The organism is Methanosarcina hadiensis (assembly GCF_046529725.1).
Taxonomy (GTDB): Archaea; Halobacteriota; Methanosarcinia; order Methanosarcinales; family Methanosarcinaceae; genus Methanosarcina; species Methanosarcina hadiensis.
This window is the reverse complement of record NZ_CP136241.1, coordinates 2,329,176-2,351,811: the sequence shown is the minus strand read 5'-3', so window position 1 is coordinate 2,351,811 and position 22,636 is coordinate 2,329,176. Positions and strand designations below refer to the sequence as shown.

Genomic DNA, 22,636 nt, shown 5'->3' with positions numbered 1-22,636 from the left:
TATAAATATTTTTCTGTCTCCCGGATAATAGATCCTCTTTAAAAGGAAGAAAAAAAGAAAAATCAGTAAGAGTGGTTCTCAAGTTTATGAGATAGTACTTTAATCATTATTATACCTGCAATCATGCAGGCCGCAACTGCCGAGATTACCTGTTCCCACCCAAGAGCGGAAATGCCTCCTCCCAGAGCAAACTGAACGCCTCCGACCAGAGTGATAAACACGAAAGAAAGCCCGATACCTGCGAACGCTCCTGCTACGACGGAACTCAAAGTATCAAGCCCCTGTTTCTCATAAAAGACCATGCCGCCGATAAACATCACGGCAAAAATCATAAGCACAAATGCCGAAGGCAAAGGACTCGATTTCGAAGAGAATACATCAAACAACCCGAGCCCCATGTCAACCAGGAATATACCCATAAGCAGCGCGACAGCAAGGGTCTTGACAAAAGGATTTTCAAACAAAGACTGAGAATTTGGGTTTCTGCTGTTAATTTTACCAGCCACCGTTATATTATGTGTTTACTTTTTAAGCTATAAACTATATAAATTATATAAACCTTTACTTAAATTTCAGCCCGGTTATTTAATTTTCTTTTTTCCGTCACATTCTTTCATAAATTTGTTAACACAACTTTCCTTTGCTCCGTTCCCTGTCCTGTCTAACTCGATAAAATTCCCATGCCATCTGATGATTTTTTCATTTTACCCGAGAACTCTCCCGCCTCCCCGTCCGACTGGCAGCCTGCCAAAGGAAAAGGAAAGATATTTTCTCTTCTCCATGCAGGATCTTTAAAATATACATCTCGGACCTGGCGTCAGTCTATTTGCATCTTTTCCGCAAAACCAGGATGAAGTTGAAGATAATTGATTGAAATAAATCAAATAGCCTCTTAAGAGCATCTCGTTAACGTTAATCTATAAATCAGTCCTTTTAAGCTAATTAACTCAATAAAATTCAAAGCAGCCTTCCGTAAGTTAATTTGTTCTCAACTTCCAAATTATTCCTCTTGAACTAAATTCATTTCTCAGATTCAAAAATTAGTCCTCTTGAGCGAGCAGAGCCAGCGAAAGGCCTGCATACTGTTGTAATGTAATCGCAACTACAAGAAAAATCTATTATTTTTCTATCTCGAGGCGTAATTTGTGGCAGAATGGACCCCGCCCTCCCGAGACGGGACTCGGTTTTATCTCAACCCAAAAATTAGTCCTCTTGAGCGAGCGAAGCGAGTGAAAAGGACCGCGTACTCCCGAGGCGCAATTCGGGGAGCGAAGCGAGTGAAAAGGACCGCGTACTCCCGAGGCGTAATTCGGGCGAGACAAAAAATAATATAAAATGACCTGTTTTTTCTTTTCCAATGAAAATCCTGATTGCAGAATTCGCTGTTGGTACGGATATTGAAAAATCCCTTATTCCTGAAGGGGCAGCTATGTTGAAAACGCTTGCCGAAAGCTTTGTCCGCGCAGGACATGAGGTATGTTATCCTTCTGCGGGCACTGAAATCGGTACAGGCACGGCATTGAAATCAACTGCTGAAAACTTCGGGCAGGTAATTGAACGGGAAGCAAAGAAATGCGACGCCGGACTGCTCATTGCTCCTGACGGACTGCTTCCTGAACTGAACAGGATTCTTGAAGAGAATACCGTAAACCTTGGGTGCTCTCCAGCCTCTGCAGCCCGATGTGCAGATAAGCTCCTGTGCACTGAAATCCTGAAAAAAGCAGGAATTAATGCTCCTGAAATTATACAGGAAGCGGAAAAAGGTGAAAAATACGTTATAAAGCCGAGGTTCGGATGCGGGGCAGAGGCAACATATCTTGTTACAGAGTTTGAAAATACCTGCGAGTTTATAGCAAGCGAATACATTGAAGGGGAACATCTCAGTGTAAGCCTTATTGCAGGAAAAAAACCGCTTCCGCTTACCGTGAACCGTCAGTTTATCGAATTTCATGAACACGGTAAAGGAGAAGAGGAAAGTTTGAAGAGAACCGCAAATTCGGGCATAAAATATAACGGCAGCCTGACCCCCTATCGTACTTCCAGAAAAGAAGAACTTTATAAGACTGCAATCTCTGCGGTAAAATGCCTTGGTTGTTTTGGATATGTGGGTGTGGATATTGTGCTTTCTGACCTTCCATATGTCGTGGATGTAAATCCAAGGCCTACAGCCTCGATATTCGGTATCAGCAGAGTCATGCGGGAGGAAATGGGCGAGCTTCTCCTTATGAACAAATTCGGGACGCTACCTGATTTCGTGCAGATAAAAGGAGAATACCATTTTTCAAAAGATATGCTGGGCGAGCTTTTCAGGAAGAATTGAGCCGGGAAAACACAATAATATGAGAGTTATTATAGATCTGGAGAACACGGACCTGGAAAAACACGGAAAGGAATCGAAATGAACTCAAAATTTATAGGGATTGATATTGGAGGGGCGAATACAAAGCTTGCTTCCTCGGACGGGACTGTTGTGGAACTTCATTATCTGCCGCTCTGGAAAAACACCCGGCTTCCGGAAGTCTTAAAAGAGATCTCGCAAAGGCTGAAACCTGAAAAAGTAGCTGTTGTGATGACAGGAGAACTCGCTGACTGCTTTGAAGACAAAGAGCAGGGAATCCGCTTCATAAAAGAAACCGTTGATTCCGCTTTTGGCCCGGAAAAAGTCTCGTATATAAACAGCCAGGGCAGATTCCAGGCTGAGACCGATCCCCTCCGGGAACTTGCTGCCGCAAACTGGGCAGCCTCAGCCAGGTTAATAGGGAAAGAGTTCGGAGACTGCCTTTTCGTTGATGTTGGCAGTACTACAAGCGATATTATCCCGATTATATCAGGGGAGCACAGGGCAGGCTTTACAGATTTCGAAAGACTTCTTCGGAGTGAACTTGTATACGCAGGCACTCTAAGAACAAATCTGGCAGCTCTTCTTGAAAAGGTAAATCTCGAAAAAGGGATATGCAGGACATCTTCGGAGCTCTTTGCAACAACGGCAGATGCTTACCTTATACTCGGGAAAATTGATGAAGGCATGTATACCTGTGAAACTGCTGACGGAGCAGGCAGGAGCAGGATAGAATCCATGCGCAGAGTTGCAAGGCTGGTCTGTGCTGACCTTTCAGAAATCGGGGAGCAGGAAATATGCAAGATCGCAGAGCAGGTGAAGGAGAGACAGGTTTCTACCCTTGCTGAAGCCATTTCTGAAGTTGCAAAGAGGAATGGGCTTAATAAAGTTGTAGCAGCCGGTCTTGGTGAATTCCTTATAATTGAAGCTGCAGAAAGGCTTGGATTTGAATGTGTTTCCGTTGCCGGACACTGGGGAGAAGAGATCTCGAAGGTATTTCCTGCATATGCCGCCGCCTGCTTGCTTGAAGCGGAAACATCAGGAAACTGAATTTAAAAAGCCTGCTCTGAATAGTTAAAAACCTGCTTTGAATAGTTAAGAAGTACTCCAAATAATTAAGAAGTAAACTGAGAGTTGCCAGTGGAAAGGGCTACAATGGAAAAGAAATGTGTATGAAACCTGTTAGAGTGGTAATAAAGTTGGGAGGAAGTCTGATCCGGGAAGCTCCGGAAATTGTAAACAGGCTGGTAAAAGAGTTCGGACCCGGGGATCAGGAAACTGCTTCTGATAAACTTGCTCCTGGGGAAACTCCTTTTTCTGTCCTTATAGTGCCCGGAGGAGGGATATTCGCTGATGCCGTAAGAAGAGCTGACAAAACTTTTGGGCTCGGAGATGATGCGGCTCACTGGATGGCTATACTCGGTATGGAGCAATATGCATGTTATCTTCAGGATAAAACCTTTGCAAGAGGAACGGATTCGATAAAAGAACTTCCATGCGGAGTTTCAATTCTTTTCCCCTACAGGCTGCTGAAGGCAGAAGACCCTCTGCCCCATTCCTGGGGCGTGACCTCGGATACTATTGCTGCCTGGATAGCAAAACAGATAGGAGCCCTATTTATTAAGGCTACGGATGTTGACGGGATTTTTAAAGAAGGAAGACTGATAAGGGAAATTTTTACCCCGGATTTGCCTGAAAACTTTGACAGCTGCATTGATTCTGCTCTTCCGGGATTCCTTCAAAAAAACAATATGGAGTGCTTAATTATAAATGGAAAATTCCCGGAAAGAGTGATTCAGGCAGTTTACGGGAAGCCTGTGCCATGTACGTCGGTAAAGGGGAATATTTAAATTGTATATCGTATATGACTAGGGAGAGAAGCAAACCGTGTCCAAAGAGCATCATTACATTCATGTCATCAGATTTGTTGATGTTTATACAGGCGCCGAAAAAGAGCGGATATGAGGCTTAAGGAAGGCGCCTGATCACCGGTTATACATTTCAGTTACCTATAAGGAATAATTCAGGAGAAGTAAAATGTCATCAGAAAAAGTAGAATACTGCACCTCGTGCGGAATCCGCCTGGTGGAGAAAGGCTATGTGAAGTTTCCCTGCCCTCAGTGCGGAGCAGAGATCGGAAGATGTACAAGCTGCAGGCAGCAGGGCAACGTATACACCTGCCCGAAATGCGGATTCAAAGCCCCGTGATTTTGGACAGAGTGCCAGGAAATCCAGATGCAGATTGTAAACTTAGCTTAAAGTGGTTTACAGGACAATATTAACTATAAGAGGGATAGAAATGGGTGATGTCGCAGCAAAAATTAAAATTATGCCAGAAAGCGTTGAAACCGACCTTGTAGAATTAAAAGATAAAATAAAAGCCGTAATTCCTGCAGGGGCAGACCTTCACGGAGACATTGTTGAGGAGCCTATCGCTTTTGGCTTGAAGGCTCTCATTGTAACATTAATTGTTAATGACGAAGAAGGTGGAACCGAACCTGCAGAAGAAGCCTTTGCAAAAGTTTCCGGCGTCGAAAACGTTCAGGTTATGGAAGCTTACCGCATCTGAGAAGGAAAAAAAGACCGGATAAATTTCCGGAAAACTTTTTTCACATTCTCTTTTTATCAAAAGGGCTCGTAGATCAGGGGAAGATCGTTACGTTCGCAACGTAAAGGCCGCGGGTTCAAATCCCGCCGAGTCCATCTTAAAAAGTTTTAATAGTCATAATTAGCATTAATTTTGTTAAGATATGTACCTAAATAATAGGTATGCAGGGCTCAGCAAATTAATTGTTGTGGAACTGGCACTTGTATTTCGATTATTTTTCTTCTGTAACTTTGAACCTTATACTGAATTCAGTTCCATTGTTTCTTTTCAGTTCAAGTTTCCCATCTAACTGGTCTACAAGAGCGGTTATCAGCTGCATGCCAAGGGTGTCAAGATCTTCAATCTCAAGATTTTCAGAGACGCCAATCCCATTATCTGAGACGGTCAGAATAAAACTATTAGTTTTATCGCCTTCCTTTTTGTATTCTTCATTTTTCTGCCTGTTTTCGTTTTCCTGCTTGCGGAGTTTGATTCCGATCTCTCCTCCGTCCCTGCCCTGAAATGCATGTTTGAGGGAATTGGAAATGAGTTCATTAACAATTATTCCCAGAGGGACAGCAACATCCATATTAAAGAGAGCATTTTCTTCCAGATCCATTTTCAGGAGGATGTCTTTGCTGTTAAGACTGTAGGACTGGAAAAGACTCTCAGCCAGCTCACGGATATACTCACAAAAGTTCAGCGTGTCGGTTCCTTCTCCTTTATAAAGTTCCTCATGGATGAGAGCCATGGATATTACCCGGTTCTGGCTTTCCCTGAAAGCCTCAATAACTTTCGGATTATCGAACTTTTCAGCCTGGAGATCAAGAAGGGAAGAGATAACCTGCAGATTGTTCTTTATCCTGTGATGAATTTCCTTTTTACGGGTAACCTCGATATTTGCAAGAGCTTCCTCTGCCTTTTTTTTCTCGGTAATATCAAGGACGAAGGCTGTACCTTCATTATGCACCTTGTCGAAAGTAGCTGACCCGACAATAACAGGTATTCGCGAGCCGTCTTTGCGGATGTATTCCTTCTCTTTTGGTTCTTTTACACCAATTGTTTTCAGTTCAGCAATGCACTGCCCGCCGTGCGGATTATACTCCGGGGATGTCATCATGTTCCAGTTTATCTCTCCAGCTTGCAGGTCTTCGCGCATGTAACCGACTATTTCCAGAAACTTGTCGTTAGCATCAAAGATTGAGCCGTCCAGATTATAGTAAAAAACGCCTATCATATCCGACTCATAGAACTGGCGCAGGCGTGCTTCACTCTCGCGCAGTGCTTCTTCAGCCCTGATACGCTCAGTAATGTCTCTTATAATACCTGAGATTGCCACGAGCTTTCCCGTGAGATCAAAAACAGGAGAAAGAGTTACTGAGACATTTATTATGGTGCCGTCCTTTCTTAACCTTAAGGTTTCATAGTGCTGGACCTTTTTTCCCTGTTTAATCCTTTCAGAAAACTGCTTAATTTCCCCTTTAATATTATCCGGTTCAAGTATTGATACATCTTTCCCAATAACCTCCTCGACCGGATAACCGTAAATGTGTTCTGCTGCTCTGTTCCAGCTGGTAATCATGCCGTCAAAGGATAAAGTTACAATAGCATCATTCGAAGATTCCACAGCGTTTGCCAGTATCCGAATTCTTTCTTCTGTTTTTTTACGCTCAGTAATATCCTGGACTATTCCCTTCACCCGAACAGGGACTCTGTGTTTATCAAAGATAACCTCAGCTTGCGAATGGACTGTACGTTCTTCACCACTGGATAAAACAATACGATACTCGATGCCCTTTTCAGGTTCTTTTTTTAGCCCATTCTGGATGCTTTTATCTACATAGTCTCGATTATCAGGATGTATATAATTTAAAAGTTCATTATAAGAGGGGGCTGATTCCTCAGGACTGCGCCCAAAAATACGGTACAGCTCACTGGACCAGTATCCTTCACCCGTTAAGAGATTCAAATCCCAGTTCCCGATATGAGCCATTTTTTGAGCTTCAGCAAGACCTGTCTCACTCACTTTCAATGATTCATATGCCATCTCGAGCTCTGCCGTGCGCTCTTTGACTTTTTCTTCCAGATTCTCGCGCGCTTTTTTCAGGGCTTCTTCTGCTTTTTTTCGCTCGGTAATGTTAGCGATCATAGCAAGTGACCCTGCGTATTTTCCAAGGCCATCAAACAGTGAACTGGAGGAAACAATGCACCAGAGTTCCGACCCATCCTTCCGGATGAACCTGCAATCGACTACCTGCTGGTTAATCCTCTCTATGTTCTCATGCAGTCTATTATTAAACTTTTCGTGAAACTCCGGCGATATATAATTTCGAGGAGACTGCCCCAGTATTTCCTCTACACTATATCCCAGCATCTCAGACATCTTCAGGTTAATAAAGGTGGTTTTTTCATTACTGTCAATTAACCAGATTCCCTCGTTTGCGGTCTCAACAATCTGCCGGAACTTCTCTTCGCTGGCCCGTAAAGCCTCCTCTGTCTTCTTGCGTTCTGAAATGTCTCTAATGATCAGGCTCGAATTTAAATTGCCATCGGCATCTACAAAGAGTTTGGAGGTGGTATCGCAGATGAAAGTTGACCCATCTTTTCGCTTATGCATCAGTTCGGCTCTCATCCGTCCAGTCAGGTTTCTTTCCTCAAGCGCAGCCGCAAGTTTCTCATCGTTGACTACAGTGCCTTCTCTTCCTGTCTGTATGATTTCATCTTCAGTCATGCCAAACATTTGGCACGCCTGAGGGTTTGCACAGAGAATGGTGCCGTCGGGCTTTGTAAGAAAAATCCCGTCGAGGCTGTTTTCATATAGAGAACGGTAGCGTTCTTCACTAGCTTGCAGAGCCTTCTCTGCCTGTTTCCGCTTCTGCTCTGCCTTTTCTCTCTGCAGAACCTGCACCACCGCAGGCGTAATAGCTTCAAGATCCTCCTGCTGCTCACTGCTATACCCGCCCTCACGGTTTGCGACTGCTATCAAGCCTATTGTATCCCCTTCCTGGATAAGGGGCACGCCAAGAAATGATGTAATCTGGGGATGACCGTCTGGAATTCCAATACTATCGGGATGTAACGGCGGATCATTGGTAAAGAAGCCTTTCCCGTTGTCAATCACACTGCTATAAAGACCATGGACAGCAAAAATGCTCGGTGGACATCGATGTCCTGTCTTATCGTACATAACACATTGTTCCCACCCAAGCTCGCTTTTTGCAACATCATGCAGCAGTCCATCTGCACCCATTGCATTAATGAAACCAAACTGGCTGCCGGTTATTTCCAGGGCTACAGATAGACACGCCTCTCCTACTTCTTCTTCTGTTTTTGCCTGCACTGCATTACTGAAGATCTGATTGATTCCCTCAAGGATACGATTGTATCTGCGTATTCTGTGCTCCTCCTGTTTTCGCTCATTGATGTCATGGGCGATATAAACACTCCCAATAAATCTTCCCTCAGGGTCATGCAGCGGTGAGGCACTTACTGAGAAATAACCACCAAGACAATCTTCGAAAAACTCTACCGTGTATTCAGCTGCATTAAACAACTTTTCATTAGGGCAAAAAGAGGGGGGATTTTCTGTTCCATGAATAACGCGGTAACAGGTTAATCCTGCGCACTCTTCTGGCGTTAACTCCAATTTTGCCGCCATTGCTCTGTTTACACGAACAATTCTATATTTATCATCTATTATGGCTATCAGGTCAGGCACAGCGTCAAAGGTATGTTCCCAATTTTTTGCAGCCTGAATAGCTTGTTTTTCTGCCCTTCTCCTTCCGGAATTTTCTATTCGCTCCCATTCCCCTTTTCTTTTAATTAAAGCGAACTGGTGGTTGGAGACTACATCAATAATTTCGGCTGCGCTGCACACATCGAGATAATACGGACATAGGGATATCACGTTATATTTCTCGATAATAGCATCTATTTTACTTTCATAATCTACAAATGTTCTCCAGCCTTCTTTTTTCAGCCAGTTATTACTCCCTGCAGCCCTGAGTCCGTCATAGCCCTTTGCCAGGGCCTGGTTTATTTTTTCAACCCAGTTATTTACTGCTTCTTCCGGATCGAAATTATCCTCCTTCAGATAACCGTAAGTATAGGGGATGATTTCCATTTGCCCTTTATCCAGATAGTCATCAATATCAGGGACAGCACATTTGAGAACCTCTTTTGCCTCTTCTATTTCCCTGGGCTGTGAGGTGACCCACACGCAAAACTCGTTATTTTCCAGTCCTGCTTTGAAGTAAGGAACAAGTATATCGATTAGATCTTCCCTGGTCTGATAAAACTGGCAGAAATGCGTTCCCCAGGTTACATCTCCAATAATATCAATCCCAGAATCTCTGGCATTTTTTCTCATCAATACTGTCTCCGATTTTTAAGGGTATTAGGGCAAAAATTTCTTTTATACTGGAGTATTTGGTTTTTTCTTCGCCTTACTACTTACTGGCACCAATCCAGAAACATTCACCATTTGCTCTATAGTTTTCTTCCGATTACTGGAATCAATCATTCTCTGGAAGTCGCGGATTCTAACTTAAATGCTTTTACAGCAACGAGAACGGAAACAAAGCAATAACTGGACATTTAAAATAATTAATATTAATAATTGGATAGAAATAAAAATATATATGACAGGTATATTAGCTTATTGATTTTTCAGCAATAAGGGAAATCCCGCATTCCTTATCGGGTGCTTACCTCTCATGCGTTCAACTTTTGTTTGCCGAAAATCCCAGTTTTTATCTCTGCAGGTTTTTCTATATGGGTTAATATTAAAAAACCTTAGTTATTCGCTTCAAACTCCACTGTAAAAAACGATATGTCTTATTATCTTGTGCGTGCTCTAACTCATTATTTATATTCTCCCTTATAATATAACTTCATAAAAATAGCAAAGAATTAAATAGAAATAACTCTTATTAAATATTAGTGTGGTTATCCACACAAGAATAACCCCCTCAGATGGCCAGGGAAAGTTGAAGCTCCCCCTGGCCACTATATACAACTTATATTTTTTCTAAGGCATTCCTGGAAATGAGATTCCTTTTTAACTTCTTTTTATGCCCTTTTATAAAATCTAAGCTTTGAGACACTTCTTTTATGAAATTTATATACCCTGGAATTTATTTGTCCTGTTTTTGTGCAAATAGGGCAGCAAGCTTTCTTCTTGAAAGCATTCCAGGCCCTGTTTCTCAGAGAGGTCTGAATGGAACTTATGTAAACTGTAATGAGAGCTTCGTCAGGCAAATTACGGGGCTTCCTGAAGAGATGGTTACAGGTTTTTCATTATCTGAGTTCCCGAAAATAGTCCCGGAAGGGCTCGAAGAGATCTATTTCATACATGATGGAGAATTTCTCGAAAAGGGGGAAACCATTACTACAAAACAAAGGTCAACGAACCTGTATTTAATTCTTTAAAACGTGCATTCTCATCAGGCAGGAAAGGAAAAATTTGCATCAAACTCAGCAGGGAAGAAAAGAATTCAGGGAATAAAAGTATAAGTAATATCACTAATAATATTGGTGCTAAGAGTTCAGTTGAGAAAAATGTTCAGTATACGCTGGTAGTTTCGGACGATGGGTTGGGTTTTCCGGAAAACATTGATTTCAGGAGCACGAACTCTCCGGTCTGCAACTGGTAAATATACTTGCCGAGCAGCTGGATGGTTCAATTGAACTTGAAAATGATTCCGGAACCAGGTCCAAAATCTGGTTTAAGGATCCCTACCAGCAATCTGAAGATTTATCCAGTATCAAAGGGGAGATACAATGAAAAAAGCAAAAATTCTGGTTGTTGAGGACCAGAACATCGTCGCTCTAAACATCAGGAACAAACTTAAAAATTTGGGTTACACTGTGCCCGGTACTGCATCCACTGGAGAGGAAGCAATAAGAAAAGCGGAGCTGACGAACGCAGATCTTATTTTAATGGATATTATGCTTAAAGGGGACATGGATGGCATTGAAGCTGCCCGTGAAATAAAAACTCGCCTTAAAATTCCTGTACTGTATCTGACTGCTTATACTGACGACGAAACCCTGGAAAGGGCAAAAATGACAGAGCCAGCAGGATACATTTCTAAACCTTTTAAAGAAGAAGACCTGCACAGCAATATCGAGATGGCGCTCCATAAACACAGAGCAGAAAAAAAGGAGACTGAAAGCTCCAGTAATGATGAATAAAGCTTATCATAAGCTTTATTACATCTGCTTCCGGTTTAAGTGGGAGTAAATCTCTCGAATTCAGCTTATTCTTAGAAATAGGTAATAAGTATTACTGAGACTTTAACGAGTCACTGAAATTTTAACCGAGTTTACTGTTAAGCTTCCCGGGTTTGAGCAATTTCATGAGGCTGTAGGAATATCCCTGACTCAGGATGGGATGTCTCAAACCCTTCTCCTGGAAATCCTTTTAGAGTTTGAAGACCTTTGCAGCTTTCAAGGCCTCACTGACCATGTTTTCGATATCAAGTCTTTTCTCTTCAAGAACTACAAGGTCATAGTTTGCCTTTACCTCGGGGCGCTCAGGCACTGCGGTGCAGCTCCCTGCCGGTCTTGTTGAGATCTCATAAGTCCCGATTCTTCGCGCAATATCCATGATTTCACTTTTATCAAAGGCTATTAAAGGGTGATAAATCGGAATAGAAAGCTGGTAAATTTCTGCATGCATGTTTGCAGCAGTCTGAGAGGCTACCTGCCCAAGTGAAGAGCCTGTAATAATCCCACTCGCGCCTTCTTTTTTCATAATCTCGTAGGCTTCCCTGTACATCATGCGCTTGCAGAGAAGGCAGGTGTTTTTCCGGTCACATGTGTCTATAAAAGAACTGAGGTTCGGACCATGAGGAATCTCATAGGTAGTGAACTGGTGGCCTGGGGCCCAGGTCTGAAGCTGCCGGATGCAATCAAAAGCACGTTCTCTTGCTGCATCTTCTCCATAAGGTGAGGTATTGCAGTAAACTGGAATGATCATCACGCCTCGCTTCATCATGAGCCATGCAGCAACAGGAGAGTCAAGACCTCCGGACATAAGCGCTACCATGCTTCCCTGAGTGCCGAGAGGGAGCCCGCCCACTCCTTTAACCGTTTCCAGGTAAACATAAGCCAGGTTCTGCCTCATCTCTACAAAAATCTCCTTATCCGGAGAGCTCAGGTCAACTCTGGGATGTTTTCCTTCATTCTCAAGCATGTTCCATACGGCATCCCCGCACACTCTACCTATGTCCGCAGACGAAAATGAATGGTTTCCGCTTCTTCTTGCCCGGATAGCAAAAGACTCGCCTTCCAGTATGAGGCCTTTTCCTAGAGAAGCACAGGTTCCGGCTGCACTCTTAAGGTCCGGTTCCGTTATTAATGCAGGCGAGGTTGAGACAACCCCAAAAACGTCTGCCGCAGCTTCAGCTGCATGCGGGTCTGTAGTCTCAATAAATATCCTGCCCCACTCTCTCCGCATAAGGGAGTATGGAATATTTCTCGAGTCCAGCATTGCAGCAATGTTTTTCATGAGAATTTTCTCATACAAGTTCCGGACTCCAGGACTTTTAAGAGCAAGCTCCCCATACCGGACTATGATAACATCAATCTGTTTTCCAGTCCTCTGATCATTCATAGTATCTGTTGAATCGCCCTGCATTTTCTTATTTTCTCTTTTTATTTTTTGTCAATAGAAGATTTGTCAATAGAAGATTTGTCAATAAAGGATTTGTTAATAAAGGATTGTCAAGAAGATTATAGTATCGTCTCGGTCTTACATGAATTGCCTGTCATATACGCTCATATTAGATATACTAACGGTTAGCGGCAAGAGTTTTTAAACCTTTCAGGAAAAGAAATTTTTTCTGGAAAAAAGGGCTTGAAGACCTGAAATGACAATAACGGGTACTATTTAAAAAGGGAATCAATATCAGAAGTCAATAGAGAAAGCAGTGAGAGACCCCTGCCTGATATTCTTGCTTCCCGGCAAAGGTATTGAAATAAAGGAAGAAACCAGAGGACTTTCCTTTCACTTTCCCTTTTCCATCTCTTTTGGAAAGAAACTATTTTCTTCAAACATAATATCTATACATCCTAATATTTATATCTTAGTCTTTAAAACTATTATTATATCGATATATAATTTATCTATTGTACTGGTAGTATTTTGAGCATAAAATTACGGTTTTTTTAACTGGTTTCAAGTCTAAGTTCATTGACTATCCAGAATATGATAAAGAATTTAATTTACATCATTTTTAATGAAACGCGTTAAGACACTAAAAATTTTTATCTGTACTAAACAAATATATTATATAAGTTGGGGGCTATATGTAGTATTAACATGGTTTTATGTGAGCCGCAAAATCATAAAAAATGGCACCTAAGATGATGGAATTGCAAGTTTTCGATAAACCAAAAGTCCTCATTGTTGATGACGAGCAAGATCAGGTAGAATTATTATGCCTGCAGATTGAAGACGAATATCTTCCAATCCCTGCATACACCGGAAAAGAAGCCATTGAACTTGTGAAATCCGAACTTCCGGATCTGATCCTATTAGACCTGATGCTGCCCGAATGTGACGGTTATGAGATATGCCGCATTTTGAAAAACGATCCCAGTTACAGGTTTATACCTGTAATTATTGTTTCAGGGTTTCTTGAGAACCCGAACAGAGTAAAAGCAACTCAATGCGGAGCTGATGACTTTATCAATAAGCCAATAGATAGGTTTGAACTTAAAACCAGGATAAAGTCATTGATCAGAATAAAGAAAAATTATGAAGCACTGCAGGAAAGCGAAAACAGGTACAAACAGCTTTTCAATGATAGTCCTGCCGTCTCACTTCTTATAGACCCGTCCAGTTATTGCATTGTTGATGCAAACGATTCTGCGTGCGCTTATTATGGATACACTTATGAAGAAATGACTGCACAAAAACTCTCAGATATTGCTATATTATCTCAGGAGGAAAGTAAAGAAATTAACCAGCGGATTTTTTCTGAAAAAAAAGGTCATTTCTATTCATGCAATAAACTTGCCAGTGGGGAAACAAGGCACGTGGAAGTATACATGAATACTATTCATATCCAGAGTAAAGATCTTTTTTTTACAAACGTCTACGATATAACCGCCACCAGAAAGGTAGAAAGGGAACTGGCAGAATCGGAAGAAAAGTTCAAGCAGGTTGTAGAATTATCGGTTGACGGCATAATTATAGGGACAAATAGCGGGAAAATTGTTGATTGTAATTGGGCAGCCTGCAGGATCTTCGGATACAGTAAAGAAGAGATCATAAAACTAAAAGTAATCGACCTTCTTCCTGAAGACCCTTCTGTTATCATTCACGGAGTAATATACAGTAGCAACAATACGGGCGGTAAGACAGTCGAGAGGGTAAGTAAAAGAAATGGCGGTACACTTTTCCTATCTGAAGTTGCAACCCGAAAATTCAGGCTGGGAAATGAAGAGAGGCTAATAGTGTATGTCCGGGATATCACGGAACGAAAGAAAGCTGAAGAGGCATTAAAAGCCAGTGAAGAGAACTTCCGTACCCTTGTAAACAACACTCTTGACGGCATACTGATACTTAATTTTGAAGGTAAAATTATAGCTGCAAACGCCGCTGTTGGAAATATATTAGGCCTGGGACTGGAAGATGTGACAGGCAGGAGCATTGCAGAATATCTGGCTCCCGAATCAATACCTGTTGCAATTGAAGACCAGATAAATGTCCTTAATGATAAAGGAGGATATCTCAGTATTTATAAAGTAAATCCTCCTTTTGGAGAGCCTCTATGGATTGAAGGACTCGGTACAAAAATAACCTATATGAACCAGCCCGCTAACATTGTGGTTGTAAGGGATATAACCGTTAGAAAAAAAGCAGAAGAGGTTCTGATAAGGGCTAAAACAGCTGCCGAGGAGGCTAACCGTACAAAAAGTGAGTTCTTAACAAACATGAGTCATGAATTGAAAACTCCTTTGAATTCCATAATCGGTTTTTCGGACCTGCTAAAAGAAGGAATTGCAGGGCCTCTGAATGAAAAGCAATCCCGGTATGCTCAGTTCATTTCTTCAAGCGGAAAAAACCTCCTTAATATTATTAGTGGCATACTGGAGTTCTCAAGGACGGAAGCAGGCGAAGATGAGCTCAATCTGGAAGAGTTTTCTGTAGATGAGTCTATCAATCTGGTTATTTCTACAAGCCTTCCACAGATTCAAAAGAAAAATATTAAATTGAACTATAATCCAGAAAATAAAACTTTATGCATTTTTGCAGATGAAAATAAGTTCAGGCAGATTATATTCAATTTATTAAGTAATGCTATAAAGTTCACTCCCAAAGGCGGTTCGATTGATATATCCTTAAAGCAGGAAGCCGACGCTGCAGTTATCATGGTTAAAGATACAGGAATAGGGATGCCTGGAAACAGCCTTAATGACATTTTTAAGCCTTTTGTACAGCTCGAATCTTTCTCAAGCCGTAACTTCGAGGGTACAGGACTTGGGCTGGCTCTGGTAAAAAGATATGTTGAAATGCACGGTGGCAATATCTCTGTGGAGAGTGAACCGGGAAAAGGATCATCTTTCAGAATTGAGCTGCCATTAAATCAAAAGAAAATAGTTGAACCCGTTTTACGGAAATTGGAAAGCCTGACAGTCAAAAGCTGAGCTGTCAGGCGGAATACTGACAGACAATAAAAAGCAGAAATGAAACTCCAATACAGATTGCTCAGGCAGCAGCAAGAATAAATAGCAGGTTGAGTTTCCTTATGAGGAAACTCAACGAGAATATGGATTAAATATTGTTCAAAATTGACTCCCTTCTTGGGTTTGGCAAATACCCTTCTCTTTGTAAAGCTATTTTATAATCGTTTATTGCTCCACATAATCTGTGAGTATAATTCATGAAGTTGCGGCACTCCTGCCCTTTAAATAGAAGTCTTTCCGTTACCTCTAAAAACTCAGGGTGTACGAATACAAGTTCTCCTTTTGTAAACAGGAATAAATTTGCAAAATTTTTATGTATTCCCATACTCCTTTTAAGAATCTCAGAGCCCAGATTTCCCTCAGGAATATACGAAGAGAATTTAACCAGCATATAAAAGGCTGCTATGTCCTGATTTAAATTATGGAGGATTAAATGTAAAATATTATCAGTTTTCGGAAAGGGAATATCCGGGGGATAAGGGCAGCAACTGGATAAAAATTTATCGTTTTCTATGTTTTTATTCAGGGTTATATCGCGGTTCGTTTTGGTTTCGGTTTCTATGTTTTTTTCCAGGGTTGTATCTCTGTCCATTCTGTCACCATTTTGCGAAGTTTATATACAGCCAGTGTCTGAAAGTCTCTGTTAATCTAATTGAATTATTTTTAAGATATTTTAAAAACACACTTATTAATTTCAACAATTGTAAGCATATATTCTGAATCGTAAGCATATACTTTGAATTGTAAACATGTACTCTGTTTTCGCCGGTGTATGGCTGTTTTTCCGCTTAAGAAACTTAAGCATAGCCTGAGCTCATCAGATGTTAATTTACAGATTCAGCTTCTAGCCGGGTTACATCGTGTGACCGGTATAATTGCAATAATAAGTGTAAGGGATAGTCTGTTTTTCCGGAGACACTAGACAAATACTTAAACATTTAGAATGTTGTATTTTTTGGTATAAAATACTTCTCTATACTATATCTATCTAAATATAATTACAAATAAATTATCTTTAAAACCCCTGGAATCATTTATGTACCTATAAATATTATTAACTCTGTAATACACACGAGATATCAATAATACAGTAACATAATCAGTGGTAATTAGCAGCTTTAGTATGGGTCGCTATTTATAAATAAATTCCATATGCGGCTTTACGTTCTCACATGGTTTTTTACAGATACAGGCTGCGTCAGATTCTGGTCGGATTCTAATTCTGGTTAGATTCTGCATTCTTCTCTGATTCTATCTACATTCTGCCCAGATTCTATCTACATTTTGCTCAGATTCTATATTCTAAACTCTGGTTTAAGATATCCTTATATCCTTATTCCGTTATAGCACTGCCAATGACAAGTTACAAAGCTCTGGTAAATAACGTTATTAAAAAAGCTGATGTCCTTCTCGAGGTCGTAGATGCCAGATTTCCGGACGAGACACGAAACAGCGAGGTTGAAAAAGAGATAATCCGTTTAAAGAAGCCGTTTATAATAGTTATCAATAAATGCGACCTTGTCTCAAAAGAAAAACTTGACAGAGCTAAATCCCGTCTCTCCAGAATTGCCCCTACGGTTTTTATATCCAGCAAGGACAGGTCAGGAACAACCATGCTAAGGCACCAGATCCTTGCATCCGCCTGCATAAAAGAGCGTGATATACTCGTCGGCACACTCGGATACCCGAACGTTGGAAAATCTTCAGTGATCAATGGTGTTACGGGCAGGCACAGGGCGAGTACTTCTTCCATATCCGGACACACAAAAGCAGTGCAGCATGTGAATGCAGGTTCGCGCATTATGTTTATGGACACACCCGGAGTCATCCCGTTCGACGAAAACGATGAATACGTGCAGGGACTGCTCGGAATAAAGGACTCAACCCACCTTCGGGACCCTATAGGTGTTGCCCTTAAAATAATAGAAAAAATGCTTGCGGAAAATAAAACTGCTCTCGAGTCTTTTTATAATGTTACTCTCGAAACCGAGGAATCTTATTCCATCCTTGAACAGATAGGCAAGCAGTGCAATTTCCTGCAGAAGAAAGGCGAGATTGATGAAATGAGAACAGCTGCCAGAATAATCAGTGACTGGCAGAACGGGCTGCTTCTTGTTTAAGAAAACTGCAGCCGAACAGGATTAAAAAAAGATAACGATTTGCCTGATGGGTAGATAGAGATGCTGCTCGACTCATAAAAGCTGGCTTGCAAAGCGGTTAAAGATTTTTTCCGGCAATTCATCCCTGTTTTTCGTATCGACAGCTAAAACTTCGAATTCTTTTCTAATCCTCCGGGCCAGTGGGTGTCTGCTCGAATGATGAAGTACGGCCAGAATAGGTTTATTTGATTCCAGAACCTCCTCCACAGCAGCAACAAAAGCCCCGGATATCAGTTCCATGGGGCCGATCTCGTCAATTATAACAAGGTCGCAGAAAAGTGAATTTCTGATAGCATTCACTCCTATCCTTTCCAGGTCTTCCATGTTTATGCGGTACTTCCCGAGCCTGTGCCCGTTGCCTTTGATGTGGCTAAGGGTTCCTGTTTCTCCTGTCACAAGGTCCTGGATCGAAAAACCTTCCCTGTGCCCTCCCTTCCGTATCTCAGCAGTCCGGATTCCCCCGATCTTGAAGCCCGGCTGGCTGGCAAGCTTTTCCGCAACTTTTGCCACAACTGTTGATTTCCCAGTTCCGGGGCTGCCTGTTACTGCAATTCTCAGCATATTCTTCTTTTCCTTCCTTTTTCCTCTGCTTTTTCATCCCTTTTAATCCTTTTTTTATTCCTGAAAAATATATCTTGATTTTATTTAAGGCAGCCAGAAGCGCACTTCTACGTTGATTTTAATAATATTGTAGAGAATAACTGAAATATACGTTGGAAACTTTCTTTATGCTGGCTCTCGTTTATTATAAGGAGATGAGATTGTGACAACAGACCAGGAAATTCTTGTCAGACTGAGTGAGATCGAAAAGAGAATGGAAAAGATGGAAGCTGCACTGGAAAGCATAAACAGCATCCTTAAAAAAGTGGAGCAAAATACGTATTTTGGGTGTTATTTGGAGGGAGAAAAGCTGGGTTAAAGCTTATTAGTCTCATGGAAATAAATTGTGGTTTCACACCTGTTCTTGAGGCATGGCAGGTTGCAATAAAGAGGGTTTTGGCGCTTTCACCTGATCTCATTGGCTCCCCACCTGCCATGAAAAGTTTCACAACTGTCTTTTTTCTTTTATTCGCTGGATGAATCACTTAAAAAAATAAAAGATGGAATTTTGAAAATCGGAAAATCAATGTGAAAACCAGGAAGCAAAGAAATTAGTTTTACATTTTTGAAAAATATTATTTAATTCCAGTACATATTTAATTCCAGTACAGGATAGGTAGTTGACCTTAGGTAATCTCTAAAAAAATCAATTAATTCGGAAAACCTGCTCTTGCTGACTTATATATCAAAAATAAACCATCTAAGTTTTTCAAAGCTTATCCCATGCTGATTGCTCCATGTGCACATACATCCAAACATAATCCGCAGTCAGTGCATTCATCTTCAATCACATATGAAACATCATTTTCATTAATGGAAATTGCATTTGCAGGGCACTCGCCTATACAGCTTCCGCAGCAAGCACAGAAGTCGGCATTAATTTTTACTACCATATTTTCATCCCTTGTATCCATCAGTGAGTTGATTTCATTAATTGACTTTAGATTTAACCATGGTCGATAGTTCAGTGTACCCCCAGGGCCAGGTTAGATTTCCGGAAAGCACATCAGGGGTATCAGGTACTTGCCTGTTAAGAAACCTATTTCCTATTTCTTGCCTAATTATATAAAAACCTATACAATATTATTAATTTCCAGTTATCTTAATCTCCACAGACGAGAAAGTAATAAACTGAAATTATTACTTTAATGAGGAAAAATAGGGTTCATGGAGAGGAAAAAGAACTGGAGAGGAAAAAGATGAAAAAAAACATATGGTTTATGGTTGCCCTGTTGAGTTATATTGCGGCAATTGGTTTTATTATTGCATATTTTATCGGTGGATACTTTCCCTATATAGCTATAGGTGCCATGTGGGCATGTATAGGAAGTCTGGATTTGATACATGGCGTGCATGGCAGGAGGAAAGAAAATAATAGATAAATTTCAATTTGTATTACTTAGCACAGTATGCCCTTCCCAGGCAGGGGAGTTTAATTTGCAAAACCCGCACTATTTATCAACAAATCCAAAGAATGAATTGGAATATCTATTGCATTGTAAATGCAACATTGTAAAAAAGTTTATCTAGTTAGAAGCCTTATATTACTATGGACACAAACGCTTCTTAAGGCGTTGAGTCCCTTCATAGTGGGCAGGTGAAATATTCCTGCCCCCTACCTTGGACACTTTTTGCAAAAGGAGATATGTTTATTTCCTGTTTACATATCTCAGTGACAGCTTTCCGTCTTCATCGTATTTTGACCATACTGTAGTGTTTTTGTCCTGTGACCACATATACTCAAATCTGGTGGCGTTTTCTACGTTTCCGGTTTCTATCATAGCTCTACAGAAGGTCTCATTTTCAAATTCTTCAGTGCCGGCAATTGTCATATTCAGAACCCTGCCTGTAGTGGGGTTTTTTACCTGGATCTGGGAACCTGCAGGGCACCAGCTGCCTTCAGTTTGCTCGGAAAGGCTGATGTTTAGTTCAGTATCATTGCCCGAAATTGATATTTTTTTCCCGTCTTCATCTGTGCAGCCTGAAACTATGAGAGCGGATGCAAGAATTAATATAAGCAATACCTGTTTTTTTGACAGATTTATCACCTGAGTTTATAATTTACCCTGTCTGGGTTTATATTTACCTTAAATTTATGCTTACCCCGGAGACTTATTTCTGAAAAGTTTCGTTTCTGATTGTTTCTGATTAAGACATAGGTAGCACATAAAAATCATTCGATTATCTACTTAAAATCAGACTGTTTGCATAAGAATAAATTTCAGGTACCTTATATGCTTTTTTATAATAAAATAGAATGAAATAAAATATTTTTACTATTTTTTTCCAGCGAAGGGCAAACATAACGGATATGACAAAAAGTCCCCTGACTGGAAACTAGAGGACGAATTAAACAAAAGGACTAACATTTGAAGTTAAGGGCAATTGAGTTCAGGAAGAATAATTTATGGGTAAGTTTGGATTCTTATTTCCGATTATTTATATTGAAAACTTTTTTCCTTCGGGATGATTTTTAATAGAAATACCTGTATATTTTAATACAGGATATAAAGGGGTGGATAAGATTATCGGAAATCGTTTTAAAAAGATTCTGGTTGCTACAGATGGGTCGGAGAATGCGGAAAGAGCAGCTTCTTATGGGATAGATATCGCTAAAGCAACCGGAGCCGAAGTTTATGCGCTATATGTTGTTTCTACCGAGCATGCAGGCACTGCACGGACTGTCATGGGCTGGACGGATGCATTTGAGGAATATCTTGCCAACAAGGGAGGAGCTGCAACCGGTTATGTTCAGAATTTAGGACGGGACGCAGGTGTTAAAGTGGAACCCGTATATCTCAGAGGCAGCCCGGCTGAAAAAATTCTCGAGTATGCTGAGGAGAGTAATATTGATCTTATAGTAATGGGCACACAGGGGCTTACAGGGGTAAAAAAGTTCCTTACGGGAAGCGTGGCAGAAAATGTGTTCAGGCACTCAAAGGTTCCGGTAATGATTATACGGTAAACATAACTCCAGATCTACAGATTGTTTTAGATCTTAGATTGTTTCAGGGTCAGGGATGGAGCATCTGAGGTAAGGAGATACTTACTTAAAGAGGTCCGTTTTCAGGACCTGATGTGGATTTCCTGACCCTTTCCGTAAATTAGAGCTATTCAACCTCAGGGTTTTAATCTTCAAAGATTCCCGATCCCTTAAATATGTCTCTTGCTTCCTCAAGGCTCAGGTCTTCCGGAGGTACGATAATATCGGATTCCATTATTTCTTCGGTTTCGACTGCTTCCCCTTTTGCCTTTATTTCGGAAATCAGCCTTGCAAGTTCTGTCCGGAATTCATCGTTTTTCCCTTCCGTGACAAGGGCTACGATTCTGTTATCTATTTCGTTCAATTCATCACATAGGGCTTCAGGTGCCCTGTACTGGCCTTCCCCCATTATTCTGATAATCATCTTCACACCTCCTTTCCTTCTTCCGGACCCTTGCCTTCTCCAGAGGTTTTTGTCTGCCCTGCTTCCTTGCCTGCTTCGGCTTTGAGCTTCGCAAGTTCGGTTTCAACACTTGTCTGGGTGCTGATTTTTGCAAGTTCCCGTTCTATATCGTCTCTGCTGCCTGTAAGGTCTTCGAGTGTACCGGCTTCCATTAATTCATCAATAGCTTCGGCGCGTGCCTTCATCTCTTCGGTTTTATTTTCAGCCCTTTCAAGAGCAAGGCCAACATCTGCCATTTCTTCGCTGATTCCGGTTACTGACTCGTTTATTTTCACCTGGGCTTCAGCCGCAGAGTACTGGGCTTTAATGGATTCCTTCTTTGTCCTGAAGATTTCAACCTTTGTTGAAAGGCGTTTCTCTGAGGCTATGAGCTTTTCTTCCTGTTTTTCGAGCTCAATAATCTCCCTATCAATTCCATCGACCTGCTGCTGAATGGCAGCCTTTCTCTCAAGGGCAAGTCTTGCCAGGTCTTCACGGTCAGCTGCGACTGCATCTCTTGCCTGCTTTTCAAGCTTCTCATTGCTCTGGATCAGTTTAGCTCTCTGGAGCTGAAGGCGCTTTTTTGAAGTTGTTACTTCTGCGACACCCTTCTTCACATTCTGCAATAACTCCAATTGTTTTTCATACGAATAATCGAGGGTTTCCCTCGGATCTTCCATTCTGTTAAGCACTTTGTTCATTTTGGACTTGAACACTGTTTCCATCCTTGAGATCAATCCCATGTGTTTTCCCCTTTGATTTTTTTCAAAAATTATTTCTAAGCAGCCGGATTTTGCTTCCCTATTGAGAGAGTACGGATTTCTGAAAA

General features: G+C 41.2%; 21 protein-coding genes and 1 tRNA gene. 13 read left to right on the top strand and 9 right to left on the bottom strand.

All coding sequences use genetic code 11. The annotated features are described in order from the left end of the window. Positions 1-62 precede the first annotated feature (62 nt). Positions 63-464, bottom strand: a complete 402-nt coding sequence (locus RSJ42_RS09880; protein WP_410507131.1) for a heat-shock protein — start codon at positions 462-464, stop codon at positions 63-65. Positions 465-1,357: 893 nt separating this feature from the next. On the opposite strand from RSJ42_RS09880, the gene RSJ42_RS09875 reads away from it, so the two are divergent. The 6 genes from RSJ42_RS09875 to RSJ42_RS09850 all read left to right on the top strand — a co-directional run bounded on the left by RSJ42_RS09875 (position 1,358) and on the right by RSJ42_RS09850 (position 5,041). Continuing rightward, positions 1,358-2,320, top strand: a complete 963-nt coding sequence (locus tag RSJ42_RS09875) for an ATP-grasp domain-containing protein (protein ID WP_410507130.1) — start codon at positions 1,358-1,360, stop codon at positions 2,318-2,320. Between the two features lie 78 nt (positions 2,321-2,398). Then, positions 2,399-3,388, top strand: coding sequence for a hydantoinase/oxoprolinase family protein (locus tag RSJ42_RS09870; protein ID WP_410507129.1), 990 nt, complete (start codon positions 2,399-2,401; stop codon positions 3,386-3,388). A gap of 149 nt (positions 3,389-3,537) precedes the next feature. After that, positions 3,538-4,188 carry an amino acid kinase gene (locus RSJ42_RS09865; RefSeq protein WP_410507128.1) on the top strand — a complete coding sequence of 217 codons (651 nt, stop codon included), beginning with the start codon at positions 3,538-3,540 and terminating at the stop codon, positions 4,186-4,188. Between the two features lie 187 nt (positions 4,189-4,375). After that, positions 4,376-4,546 (top strand): zinc finger domain-containing protein, encoded by a 171-nt coding sequence (locus tag RSJ42_RS09860; protein ID WP_410507127.1) that lies wholly within the window; start codon positions 4,376-4,378, stop codon positions 4,544-4,546. Positions 4,547-4,637: 91 nt separating this feature from the next. Then, on the top strand, positions 4,638-4,907 hold the full coding sequence (locus RSJ42_RS09855) for an elongation factor 1-beta (protein ID WP_410507126.1): 270 nt from the start codon (positions 4,638-4,640) through the stop codon (positions 4,905-4,907). Positions 4,908-4,969: 62 nt separating this feature from the next. Continuing rightward, positions 4,970-5,041, top strand: a tRNA-Ala gene (locus tag RSJ42_RS09850). A 116-nt stretch (positions 5,042-5,157) separates the two neighbouring features. On the opposite strand, the gene RSJ42_RS09845 is transcribed toward RSJ42_RS09850, so the two are convergent. Next, the gene (locus RSJ42_RS09845) at positions 5,158-9,294 is read right to left on the bottom strand and encodes a PAS domain S-box protein (RefSeq protein ID WP_410507125.1); all 4,137 of its coding nucleotides are present in this window, start codon (positions 9,292-9,294) and stop codon (positions 5,158-5,160) included. 743 nt (positions 9,295-10,037) lie between these two features. On the opposite strand from RSJ42_RS09845, the gene RSJ42_RS09840 reads away from it, so the two are divergent. Beyond that, positions 10,038-10,355, top strand: coding sequence for a hypothetical protein (locus tag RSJ42_RS09840; RefSeq protein WP_410507124.1), 318 nt, complete (start codon positions 10,038-10,040; stop codon positions 10,353-10,355). A gap of 351 nt (positions 10,356-10,706) precedes the next feature. Then, a complete protein-coding gene (locus tag RSJ42_RS09835; protein ID WP_410507123.1) occupies positions 10,707-11,120 on the top strand; it encodes a response regulator in 414 nt (137 codons plus the stop codon). A 229-nt stretch (positions 11,121-11,349) separates the two neighbouring features. On the opposite strand, the gene thiI is transcribed toward RSJ42_RS09835, so the two are convergent. Continuing rightward, positions 11,350-12,567 (bottom strand): tRNA uracil 4-sulfurtransferase ThiI, encoded by a 1,218-nt coding sequence (gene thiI, locus RSJ42_RS09830; protein ID WP_410507122.1) that lies wholly within the window; start codon positions 12,565-12,567, stop codon positions 11,350-11,352. 728 nt (positions 12,568-13,295) lie between these two features. On the opposite strand from thiI, the gene RSJ42_RS09825 reads away from it, so the two are divergent. Further along, positions 13,296-15,584 carry a PAS domain S-box protein gene (locus tag RSJ42_RS09825; protein WP_410507121.1) on the top strand — a complete coding sequence of 763 codons (2,289 nt, stop codon included), beginning with the start codon at positions 13,296-13,298 and terminating at the stop codon, positions 15,582-15,584. A gap of 127 nt (positions 15,585-15,711) precedes the next feature. On the opposite strand, the gene RSJ42_RS09820 is transcribed toward RSJ42_RS09825, so the two are convergent. Continuing rightward, positions 15,712-16,215, bottom strand: coding sequence for a hypothetical protein (locus tag RSJ42_RS09820; protein ID WP_410507120.1), 504 nt, complete (start codon positions 16,213-16,215; stop codon positions 15,712-15,714). 763 nt (positions 16,216-16,978) lie between these two features. Here RSJ42_RS09820 and RSJ42_RS09815 point away from each other — a divergent pair. After that, positions 16,979-17,743: a GTPase gene (locus RSJ42_RS09815; RefSeq protein WP_410507119.1), complete on the top strand. Its 765-nt coding sequence runs from the start codon at positions 16,979-16,981 to the stop codon at positions 17,741-17,743. Between the two features lie 72 nt (positions 17,744-17,815). Here the strand turns inward: RSJ42_RS09815 and RSJ42_RS09810 are convergent, their stop codons facing one another. Beyond that, the gene (locus tag RSJ42_RS09810; protein ID WP_410507118.1) at positions 17,816-18,343 is read right to left on the bottom strand and encodes an NTPase; all 528 of its coding nucleotides are present in this window, start codon (positions 18,341-18,343) and stop codon (positions 17,816-17,818) included. A 202-nt stretch (positions 18,344-18,545) separates the two neighbouring features. Here RSJ42_RS09810 and RSJ42_RS09805 point away from each other — a divergent pair, with 202 nt between their 5' ends. Further along, positions 18,546-18,701, top strand: coding sequence for a hypothetical protein (locus tag RSJ42_RS09805; protein WP_410507117.1), 156 nt, complete (start codon positions 18,546-18,548; stop codon positions 18,699-18,701). A 397-nt stretch (positions 18,702-19,098) separates the two neighbouring features. Here the strand turns inward: RSJ42_RS09805 and RSJ42_RS09800 are convergent, their stop codons facing one another. Then, on the bottom strand, positions 19,099-19,275 hold the full coding sequence (locus RSJ42_RS09800) for a 4Fe-4S dicluster-binding protein (protein ID WP_410507116.1): 177 nt from the start codon (positions 19,273-19,275) through the stop codon (positions 19,099-19,101). Between the two features lie 255 nt (positions 19,276-19,530). Between RSJ42_RS09800 and RSJ42_RS09795 the strand changes: the two genes are divergently transcribed. Further along, the gene (locus tag RSJ42_RS09795) at positions 19,531-19,764 is read left to right on the top strand and encodes a hypothetical protein (protein WP_410507115.1); all 234 of its coding nucleotides are present in this window, start codon (positions 19,531-19,533) and stop codon (positions 19,762-19,764) included. Positions 19,765-20,031: 267 nt separating this feature from the next. Here the strand turns inward: RSJ42_RS09795 and RSJ42_RS09790 are convergent, their stop codons facing one another. Next, positions 20,032-20,430: a hypothetical protein gene (locus RSJ42_RS09790; protein WP_410507114.1), complete on the bottom strand. Its 399-nt coding sequence runs from the start codon at positions 20,428-20,430 to the stop codon at positions 20,032-20,034. Between the two features lie 467 nt (positions 20,431-20,897). Here RSJ42_RS09790 and RSJ42_RS09785 point away from each other — a divergent pair, with 467 nt between their 5' ends. Continuing rightward, on the top strand, positions 20,898-21,347 hold the full coding sequence (locus RSJ42_RS09785; RefSeq protein ID WP_410507113.1) for a universal stress protein: 450 nt from the start codon (positions 20,898-20,900) through the stop codon (positions 21,345-21,347). A 163-nt stretch (positions 21,348-21,510) separates the two neighbouring features. Here the strand turns inward: RSJ42_RS09785 and pspAA are convergent, their stop codons facing one another. Next, positions 21,511-21,789 (bottom strand): PspA-associated protein PspAA, encoded by a 279-nt coding sequence (gene pspAA / locus RSJ42_RS09780; protein ID WP_410507112.1) that lies wholly within the window; start codon positions 21,787-21,789, stop codon positions 21,511-21,513. A 2-nt stretch (positions 21,790-21,791) separates the two neighbouring features. After that, positions 21,792-22,550 (bottom strand): PspA/IM30 family protein, encoded by a 759-nt coding sequence (locus tag RSJ42_RS09775; RefSeq protein ID WP_410507111.1) that lies wholly within the window; start codon positions 22,548-22,550, stop codon positions 21,792-21,794. Positions 22,551-22,636 lie beyond the last annotated feature (86 nt).

Coding starts and splice junctions, on each gene's coding strand:
- RSJ42_RS09875 (WP_410507130.1), top strand. CDS start 1,358: ATGAAAATCCTGATTGCAGAATTCGCTGTTGGTACGGATATTGAAAAA.
- RSJ42_RS09870 (WP_410507129.1), top strand. CDS start 2,399: ATGAACTCAAAATTTATAGGGATTGATATTGGAGGGGCGAATACAAAG.
- RSJ42_RS09860 (WP_410507127.1), top strand. CDS start 4,376: ATGTCATCAGAAAAAGTAGAATACTGCACCTCGTGCGGAATCCGCCTG.
- RSJ42_RS09855 (WP_410507126.1), top strand. CDS start 4,638: ATGGGTGATGTCGCAGCAAAAATTAAAATTATGCCAGAAAGCGTTGAA.
- RSJ42_RS09845 (WP_410507125.1), bottom strand. CDS start 9,294: ATGAGAAAAAATGCCAGAGATTCTGGGATTGATATTATTGGAGATGTA.
- RSJ42_RS09840 (WP_410507124.1), top strand. CDS start 10,038: ATGAAATTTATATACCCTGGAATTTATTTGTCCTGTTTTTGTGCAAAT.
- RSJ42_RS09835 (WP_410507123.1), top strand. CDS start 10,707: ATGAAAAAAGCAAAAATTCTGGTTGTTGAGGACCAGAACATCGTCGCT.
- thiI (WP_410507122.1), bottom strand. CDS start 12,567: ATGCAGGGCGATTCAACAGATACTATGAATGATCAGAGGACTGGAAAA.
- RSJ42_RS09825 (WP_410507121.1), top strand. CDS start 13,296: ATGATGGAATTGCAAGTTTTCGATAAACCAAAAGTCCTCATTGTTGAT.
- RSJ42_RS09820 (WP_410507120.1), bottom strand. CDS start 16,215: ATGGACAGAGATACAACCCTGGAAAAAAACATAGAAACCGAAACCAAA.
- RSJ42_RS09815 (WP_410507119.1), top strand. CDS start 16,979: ATGACAAGTTACAAAGCTCTGGTAAATAACGTTATTAAAAAAGCTGAT.
- RSJ42_RS09810 (WP_410507118.1), bottom strand. CDS start 18,343: ATGCTGAGAATTGCAGTAACAGGCAGCCCCGGAACTGGGAAATCAACA.
- RSJ42_RS09800 (WP_410507116.1), bottom strand. CDS start 19,275: ATGGTAGTAAAAATTAATGCCGACTTCTGTGCTTGCTGCGGAAGCTGT.
- RSJ42_RS09795 (WP_410507115.1), top strand. CDS start 19,531: ATGAGGAAAAATAGGGTTCATGGAGAGGAAAAAGAACTGGAGAGGAAA.
- pspAA (WP_410507112.1), bottom strand. CDS start 21,789: ATGATTATCAGAATAATGGGGGAAGGCCAGTACAGGGCACCTGAAGCC.
- RSJ42_RS09775 (WP_410507111.1), bottom strand. CDS start 22,550: ATGGGATTGATCTCAAGGATGGAAACAGTGTTCAAGTCCAAAATGAAC.